Source organism: Bradyrhizobium sp. UNPA324 (genome assembly GCF_006658635.1).
Lineage (GTDB): Bacteria > Pseudomonadota > Alphaproteobacteria > Rhizobiales > Xanthobacteraceae > Bradyrhizobium > Bradyrhizobium nanningense.
Map to the genome: position 1 here is coordinate 2,966,722 of NZ_LFJD01000004.1, position 7,538 is coordinate 2,974,259.

The 7,538-nt window shown below is 62.9% G+C and carries 9 protein-coding genes; 6 read left to right on the top strand and 3 right to left on the bottom strand.

Annotated elements, in window-relative coordinates; translation table 11 throughout:
* Positions 1-335: 335 nt before the first annotated feature.
* Positions 336-569 (bottom strand): hypothetical protein, encoded by a 234-nt coding sequence (locus UNPA324_RS14375; RefSeq protein ID WP_128916904.1) that lies wholly within the window; start codon positions 567-569, stop codon positions 336-338.
* A 152-nt stretch (positions 570-721) separates the two neighbouring features.
* On the opposite strand from UNPA324_RS14375, the gene UNPA324_RS14380 reads away from it, so the two are divergent.
* The gene (locus tag UNPA324_RS14380; RefSeq protein WP_128916903.1) at positions 722-1,066 is read left to right on the top strand and encodes a DUF1236 domain-containing protein; all 345 of its coding nucleotides are present in this window, start codon (positions 722-724) and stop codon (positions 1,064-1,066) included.
* 199 nt (positions 1,067-1,265) lie between these two features.
* Here the strand turns inward: UNPA324_RS14380 and UNPA324_RS14385 are convergent, their stop codons facing one another.
* Together UNPA324_RS14385 and UNPA324_RS14390 are read right to left on the bottom strand one after the other, a co-directional pair.
* Positions 1,266-1,997, bottom strand: a complete 732-nt coding sequence (locus UNPA324_RS14385; protein WP_128916902.1) for a cytochrome c biogenesis CcdA family protein — start codon at positions 1,995-1,997, stop codon at positions 1,266-1,268.
* A gap of 204 nt (positions 1,998-2,201) precedes the next feature.
* The gene (locus UNPA324_RS14390; RefSeq protein WP_141934956.1) at positions 2,202-2,468 is read right to left on the bottom strand and encodes a hypothetical protein; all 267 of its coding nucleotides are present in this window, start codon (positions 2,466-2,468) and stop codon (positions 2,202-2,204) included.
* Between the two features lie 484 nt (positions 2,469-2,952).
* Between UNPA324_RS14390 and UNPA324_RS14400 the strand changes: the two genes are divergently transcribed.
* The 5 genes from UNPA324_RS14400 to UNPA324_RS14420 form a co-directional block, all read left to right on the top strand.
* On the top strand, positions 2,953-4,002 hold the full coding sequence (locus tag UNPA324_RS14400) for a LysR family transcriptional regulator (protein WP_128916900.1): 1,050 nt from the start codon (positions 2,953-2,955) through the stop codon (positions 4,000-4,002).
* Positions 4,003-4,031: 29 nt separating this feature from the next.
* Positions 4,032-4,403 (top strand): helix-turn-helix domain-containing protein, encoded by a 372-nt coding sequence (locus UNPA324_RS14405; RefSeq protein ID WP_020608151.1) that lies wholly within the window; start codon positions 4,032-4,034, stop codon positions 4,401-4,403.
* 415 nt (positions 4,404-4,818) lie between these two features.
* Positions 4,819-6,168: a L,D-transpeptidase family protein gene (locus UNPA324_RS14410; RefSeq protein WP_141934957.1), complete on the top strand. Its 1,350-nt coding sequence runs from the start codon at positions 4,819-4,821 to the stop codon at positions 6,166-6,168.
* 120 nt (positions 6,169-6,288) lie between these two features.
* On the top strand, positions 6,289-7,104 hold the full coding sequence (locus UNPA324_RS14415) for an enoyl-CoA hydratase (protein ID WP_128916898.1): 816 nt from the start codon (positions 6,289-6,291) through the stop codon (positions 7,102-7,104).
* A 174-nt stretch (positions 7,105-7,278) separates the two neighbouring features.
* On the top strand, positions 7,279-7,538 hold a 260-nt coding region (locus UNPA324_RS14420; RefSeq protein ID WP_141938871.1), incomplete at its 3' end, for a hypothetical protein.

Below are 7,538 nucleotides of genomic sequence, written 5' to 3' on the forward strand. Positions count from 1 at the left end.
CCGGGGCGTGAGCGCAGCCGGCATGCGGCTTGCGAGGGGAAGCGTATGAAAAACCTCAGCGGGACGGAAGTCATTTCGCCTGGGCTGGAGGTACTCCTTCGTCGCAGGGCTACCCACCACGAGCTGTTGCACTGCAACTCGCGCGCCCCTGCGGGCACGCGGTTCGACTGCTTCTTCAAAGATCCGAAGACTTGCGGACCTGTGCGCTGCACGCACAGGCCCGCTCGCCGTCTACTGCGGGCCTAGTGCATATGGCCGATCAGATAAATGCCGCCGCCGATCACCAGCACGGCCGGCACGGCCCACAAGATGAAGACTGGCATTTGTCGTCCCCCTCAATTTGACGTGCAGACCTTGACGGTCTTCATGCCGCTTTCAGCTTCGGTCCGCGATTTGTAGATCGTGCCCGACGGGCTGACCACGGTCATGGACGTATCCGTCGGCTTCTTGTCGACGACGGTGCACTTCTTCGTCTTGACGTCCTGGACGACATAGAACTCGTCGGCCGCGAACGCCGGCAGGGACAATGCAGCAAGCATCAGCGCCGCAGTCGCTATCTTCAGCTTCATTTTCTTCTCCTCCAATCGCCGGGCTTTCCGGCCCGGTCCGATCTGCAAACGGGAAAAAATGGCAATTTGTTCCTATGCATTTGTTCCTATGCGGAGGAACGCCGTGGATGGTGAGGTGTTGTTGCGGCGCTTATTCCTGCGAGGAGGACGAGATGAAGAAGCTGTTCCTGCTATCCGCCGCGGCGGTTCTGATCTCCACCAGTGCGTTTGCGCAATCCACCGTGGTGACCACCACCGGAACCGGCCACGCCGCGGCGATTCAGATCGAGCCGCAATACCGAACGAGGATCAAATCCTACGTCACCGAGCATCACCTCCGTCCGGTTACGACGAAGGAGAAGATCATCGTCGGCGCGACCGTGCCGAGCGATGTCGAACTGGAGGCCGTACCATCCGATTGGGGTCCCTCCCTCACGAAATATCGCTACGTCTATTCCGGCGATCGCGTGATGCTCGTCGATCCCGGCTCGCGCACGGTGGTGCAGGAAATCGATTAATCGAGGCGCGGCAGCGGGCGGCCAGCTCAAAGATGGCCGCCCCTCGCCGAGCTGACGGCATGACATCGCATCGAGAGGCCCGGGTTGCCGAGCTCGGCCTCGGCGGCTGGCTACGTCATGTGTCTGCTGGCCGCAATCAGCGCGAGCCGAGGCAAGAGCAGGTCGGACTGCGGACGAGGCGCGGTGAACGAAAGACGCCCTACCCGATCGTCTGCAGTGCCGGAAAGGTCTCCAGCAGCCAGATGCTCACATTCGAGACCGCGCCGGTGAGAAAGCCGATGCCGGTGATCACCATCAACACGCCCATGGCGCGCTCGACATTGACGAGGTGGCCCTTCATGCGCGCGAACAATGCGGAGAACTGCTCGATCATCAGGGCCGCGATCAGGAAGGGAATGCCGAGGCCCGCGGAATAGACCGCGAGCAGGCCTGCGCCCTTCGTCACCGTGGCTTCAGCCGCGGCGATCGAGAGGATCGCGGCGAGGATCGGGCCGATGCAGGGTGTCCAGCCGAAGGCGAAGGCAAGGCCCATGATATAGGCCCCCCAGAGGCCGACCGGCTTCGGGATCGGCAGCCGCCCCTCGCGCATCAACAGCCCGATGCGCGTCAGCCCCAGGAAGTGCAGGCCCATGACGATGATGACGATGCCGGCTAGGATCGACAGCTCCGCCGACCAGGTTCGGATCAGCCCGCCGATCAGCGAGGCGCTGGCGCCGAGCGCGACGAATACCGTGGAGAAGCCGAGCACGAACAGCAGCGCCGACATCATGATCGCGCGCTTGGAGGCCGAGGACGGCTCGTCGCTCTCGACATGCTCGATCGTGGCGCCCGTGAGGTAGATCAGATACGGCGGGACCAGCGGCAGGACGCAAGGGGAAAGGAAGCTGACGAGGCCGGCAATCAGCGCCGCCGGGATCGAAACATTTTGCATGATGCCGTCTGAGCCATCTCAGGTGCCGGTAGGCGCGCGGGAAATGCGCCCGGCCGGAGCCGAACCGGCTCTGGTGTAGCCGATGCCGGAAAATGCGCAACAGAGGCGCACGAAACGAGGGCTCCTCCCAATGCCGTCTGTGATCACAGGTGCGGCATCGGGACGCGCACAAATCTCGCCATAAAGCGAGATTCGGCGGCGCGGCTACTTCACCACGCGGAGCAGCGGACGCCGGGGCTGGTCCTGCGTCTGCTTGGAAGGGGACGGCGGCTCGCTCGCAGCGCTCCGCAGCATTTCGTCGCACAATGCCTTGAGATCGGCACTGTCTATTCCTTTGAGTTTCATCCTGACATCGAGGATGACGATGGAGAGCAGCTCGGCCGACTCACGGCTGTTGCACGCGTTGAGAACCTTGCGGCACTCTTCGAGCGTTTCCAGCACCGACTGCAATTGTTCGTCTGAATGCGACACCGGCGTTCTTTCCGTTAATTCGGCCTGCGAGACGTGATTGTGACGACCCCCTCGGCCCCCATGGAATACCGAGGATAGCATGAGGCCACTGCGCCTCTGAACCCGATTTCAGAGGGTTTCTGCCGTGGAACCGCGGTTCCGGTGAACATCGCCGCGTCGCGCTGTTGGCCCTGATTGAAGCCATCTAGAAGCGAACGCTTGGCGCGTTGTGATTGATCCATCGAAGGAGACGGGGCCGGCTTGCGCGCAAGGACAGTCATTGCGGACAGCGCCTGTAATCCCGCAGCCACTTCACGGCTCGCAACGGAACTCACGTCACACCCCTCATCCAGGCGAAAAATCCACCCGATTCCCAGCCTATGGCAGCATCCAAATACCACCCACCAGATAGTAAGGATGACGGTTCAAAACTCATCATCCCCCAACTCGCAGTAGTTGTGGTTTGCGCCAGATTCTGCCAGTTTAGCTATCCGAAGGGACTTGTATGCACTCCTTGGCGGAAAGGGGCGTTCCTCTGGCGGAACGTCCAAAAACAAATCTCAGCGGCCTCTCCGATTGGGATACGGCCCGCATATTCCTTGAAGTCGTCCGGTGCGGAAGTTTCCGGTCGGCGGCCGAACGCTTGTCGCTGTCGATTAACGCCGTGCGGCGGCGGATCGACGATTTCGAGCGCCAAACCGGCACCACGCTTTTCACCCGCGACGTCCACGGCACCCATCTGACCGATGAAGGCGCGCTGGTGGTGTCCGCCGTCGAGCGCATGGAGGCTGCCACCTTCGACGTGCTGCGGGCCAGCGATTCGATGGCCAACGCCTTGTCCGGCGAGGTCCGGGTCGCCGTTACCGAGGGGCTCGGCACGTTCTGGCTTGCCCCGCGCCTGGTTGAATTCCAGCAAGCCTATCCGAAGATCCTGGTCGACCTGCATTGCGCGATGCGCTCGGCCGACGTCTCGCGCCACGAGGCCGACGTCGCCATCCATCTGTCGCGTCCCTCGGCGCTCGACATCAAGCTGGTGCGGCTCGGCCGCATGCACTTGATGTTCTGGGCCTCGGAGAAATATATCGAAAAACATGGCGCGCCGCGTTCGGCGGCGGAATTGATCAAGCATCGGCTGGTGCTGCAATTCGCCGACCAGCTCGCCGCCAAGGAATCCTTCGAGAGCTTCTTCCCGGGCGTTTCGGAACGTGACCTTCTGGTCATGAAGACCAACGTCTCAAGCGCCAACTATTGGGCCGTCGCGAATGGCGCCGGCATCGGCGTCTTCCCCAGCTACGCCATTGCGCTTGGCGGGAAGTTGATTCCACTGGAGGTCGAGCTGAACCGACCGCTGGATATCTGGTTGTCCTACCATCCCGGTAGCGGCCGTATTCCGCGCGTGCGGCACATGATCGACTGGCTGATCGAAGCTTTCAGTCCAGCTCGTTTCCCGTGGTTTAAGGAAGAGTTCGTGCACCCGCATGAATTCAAGAACTCGTATATGGGCGAACCCCTGACCCAGCTCTTCGGGGGATTTTCAACCGAAGAACAAAGGTGAAAACGAAGATGAAAGCAGCGGCAAAGAGAATGAAGCAGCGCAGCGCCGGCAAGCCGGACATCGAGCTTGGCAAGCGGATCCGTCTGCGGCGCGTCGAGATGAAGATCTCGCAGGCCGAACTCGGCGAAAAGCTCGGCGTCAGCTTCCAGCAGGTCCAGAAGTACGAGAAGGGCGTCAATCGCGTGGGCGCGGCGCGGCTTCAGCAGATCGCCTCCGCCCTCGACGTGCCCGTGACCTTCTTCTACGACGGCGACAACAAGGCCCGCGAAGTCGAGAGCCTGCTGTTCCTCGATTCGGCCTTCAGCCTCCGCCTGCTGCGCGCTTACAGCAAGATCAAGGACCAGACGGTGCAGCGCCAGCTGGTTTCGCTGATGGAATCGATCGCAGCGAACGAAAGCTGAGATCGACCGACGGTCTATCTTTACGGCCGATCTTCAATCCGCCGCGTCACGGGGACGCGGCCGGATTGAACGAGAGCCGGATCGCATGTTGTTGCGTCCGTCTTGGTCCGCGCGCTTTCCGCGCGCGGGCTCTGCTTCTCTGGGTGATCTGACCGCCCCTTTTTCGGGACCTTTTACCGCCCTGATCGCGTTTTTCGCGAACCCATCCCGCCCTCGCCGCGACCCAATCGAGAGACTCCGCACCGGAAGCGCGGAGCTTTCGACTGCCGTGCTTAATGGGGCCTCAACACCGAAGCTCTAATTTCTCGCCGATTTCACGAATCGGCGCCCGCAGCGCGGCCGCCGGGAATTGCCAATGCGATGGCCCGCCCGGGCCTCGCTCTCTTGCAAGCTGGACTGGGGGCAAATGAGACACATGTCGAAACGCCACGCAATGATCCTTGCCGTCGGCATGCTCGCCAGCGCCTCTGCGCTGGCGCAAACCGAGACCGTTGGACAGGCGACGCCAAGGCCGGCGACGGCGGGGACGGTGCCGACCGCGGCCAATCCAGCTCACGCGGCCGCGCCGAGGACCGCCGCGGCGCCTGCCTCGACGGCGGAAAGCCGTTCGGCCGCCGCGCTCGCGATGACGCACGAGCCGACCTATGACGAAGGTTCCGCACAGCGCATCAGGGACGCGGCGCTCAGCTATTCCGATCTCGCGGTGCGCGGCGGTTGGCCGAGCATTCCTGTAGACGCCAAATTCGCACCCGGCGTCCAGGGCACCAACGACGACCTGCTGCGCAAGCGGCTGATCCTCTCCGGCGATCTCGCCGCCGACAGGGCGAGCGGGGCTTTCGACCAGGACCTTGCCGACGCGGTGAAGCGCTTCCAGGCCCGTCACGGACTGGCACCGACCGGCGCGATGACGCCGCGCACGATCGTGGCAATGAACGTCCCCGTGCAGAAGCGCGTCCGGCAGCTCGAGGCTTCGCTGCAGCGGCTCGAGAACATGAACTTCGCCTTCGGACAGCGCTATGTCGTGGTCAACATCCCCGCCGCGTTTGCCGAGGCTGTCGAGAACGACGTCGTGGTGCGGCGCTATCGCGTCATCGTCGGCAAGACCGAAAAGCCCTCGCCGACGCTGACGACCCAGATCAGCAGCGTCGTGCTCAATCCGACCTGGACGGTGCCGGCCTCGATCGCCAGGACCGAGATCTCGGCGCATATGCGCAAGGACCCGACCTATCTGTCGCGCATGCACATGGAAGTGCTCGATGCCCACGACAATCCGATCGATCCGCATTCGGTCGACTGGTCGGGCACGCGCACGCCGAGCTTCACGGTGCGCCAGCAAAACGGCACCTTCAACGCGCTCGGTGCCGTCAAGATCGACATGCCGAACGCTTATTCGGTCTACATGCACGATACCAACCAGCGTAACCTGTTCAGTGACGACTACCGCTTCGATTCCCACGGCTGCTCGCGCATCGACAATGTGCGCGATCTCGCCGCCTGGCTGCTCAAGGACCAGCCGAAATGGAGCCGGGCCGCGATCGACGCGGAGATCGCGACCGGGCAACATCTGGAGGTCGCCATGGCGAAGAAGGTGCCGGTGGCCTGGATCTATCTCACGGCGTGGATGACCAAGGACCAGACCATCCAGTTCCGCAACGACGTCTATAACCAGGACGAGCAGTTGCTGGAGGCAACCGCCGAAGAGGCCGCGTTCTTCAGCAATGCCGGGAGCCATCCGCTGACCGCACACATGCATGTGATGCAGTAGCGAGTCTCGCGCGCCATGCAATCGCGGCACAGGCGGGTGCGAAGCCGCTCGCCTCGCCGCGGTTGACTGAGGCCCTGCCGGGCCGCACATTGCGCTCGCCTTACGACAAGCGAGCGCGCGATGCCTGACGCCTTCAGTGAGAAATCCTACGCCGACGGCAAGATCCTCAAGCACGTCACTGACGGCGTCGGTGTGATCATCTTCAACAATCCCGACAAGCGCAACGCGATGTCGCTGGAGATGTGGGAAGGATTTGGCGAGGCGCTGACGGCCTTGCGCGACGACGAGACGGTGCGCGTTGTGATCCTGCGCGGTGCCGGCGGCAAAGCCTTCGTCTCCGGCGCCGACATCAGCCAGTTCGAGAAGACCCGCCATAACGCGGCGGCGTCCGAGGAATACGCCAAGCGCAGCGCCGTCCAGCGCGCACTGCTCGCCGACTTTCCCAAGCCGACGATCGCCTGCATCCAGGGCTTTTGTCTCGGCGGCGGCATGCAGGTCGCGATGCTCGCCGATATCCGCCTCGCCGCACACGGCAGCCAGTTCGGCATCCCCGCGGCCAGACTCGGCATCGCCTATGGTTATGACGGCTTGAAGCACCTGGTGTCGCTGGTCGGCCCGTCCTGGGCACGGCTGCTGATGTACACGGGCATGCGCATCGAGTCCGCGGAGGCGCTGCGTATCGGCCTCGTCGAGCGCTTGTTCCCGATCGATGAGCTCTGGGGTGAGACGATGACGATCGCGCAGACCATCTCCGAAAACGCCCCCCTTGCGATCAAGGCCGCGAAGATCACGATCGCGCAGGTGCTGAAGGACGAAAGCCAGCGCGACATGGAGGCCATCAAGGCGATCGGCCATGCCTGCATGGACAGCGCGGATTTCCGCGAGGGCCGGCAGGCCTTCATGGAGAAGCGGAAGCCCAAGTTCCAGGGGAAGTGAGTCCGCCATTGTTGCGAGCACACCTACTCACCACGCCCTTGCGAGCGCAGCGAAGCAACTGGGCCAGACGGCCTGAACAAGCATTCAGGAAGATTAAATTCCTCGGGCAGCTTACTGCGGTAGCAACCAGTTGATCCGTCGAAAGTTCTCCCGCCACCAATGAGGGAGATTGCGATGACACTCAAATTTGCTGTGCTTGGTCTGGCTGCAATCGGCGGCGTGGCACTCGCCTCGGGACCGGCCCTTGCGGCAATGCCGAACGGCATTCCGCAGGCGGACCAGATTGCAAAGGGCCCTGCCGCCAACGTCGATCAGGTGCGTTGGGTCTGTAACCCCTGGGGCCGCTGCTGGTGGCGCCCGAATTACTACCGCTCCTATGGCTATTACGGCGGTCCGGGCTTCTACGGCCCGCGTCCGTGGGGCTGGCGCCACCG

Coding starts and splice junctions, on each gene's coding strand:
- UNPA324_RS14375 (WP_128916904.1), bottom strand. CDS start 569: ATGAAGCTGAAGATAGCGACTGCGGCGCTGATGCTTGCTGCATTGTCC.
- UNPA324_RS14380 (WP_128916903.1), top strand. CDS start 722: ATGAAGAAGCTGTTCCTGCTATCCGCCGCGGCGGTTCTGATCTCCACC.
- UNPA324_RS14385 (WP_128916902.1), bottom strand. CDS start 1,997: ATGCAAAATGTTTCGATCCCGGCGGCGCTGATTGCCGGCCTCGTCAGC.
- UNPA324_RS14400 (WP_128916900.1), top strand. CDS start 2,953: ATGCACTCCTTGGCGGAAAGGGGCGTTCCTCTGGCGGAACGTCCAAAA.
- UNPA324_RS14405 (WP_020608151.1), top strand. CDS start 4,032: ATGAAGCAGCGCAGCGCCGGCAAGCCGGACATCGAGCTTGGCAAGCGG.
- UNPA324_RS14410 (WP_141934957.1), top strand. CDS start 4,819: ATGTCGAAACGCCACGCAATGATCCTTGCCGTCGGCATGCTCGCCAGC.
- UNPA324_RS14415 (WP_128916898.1), top strand. CDS start 6,289: ATGCCTGACGCCTTCAGTGAGAAATCCTACGCCGACGGCAAGATCCTC.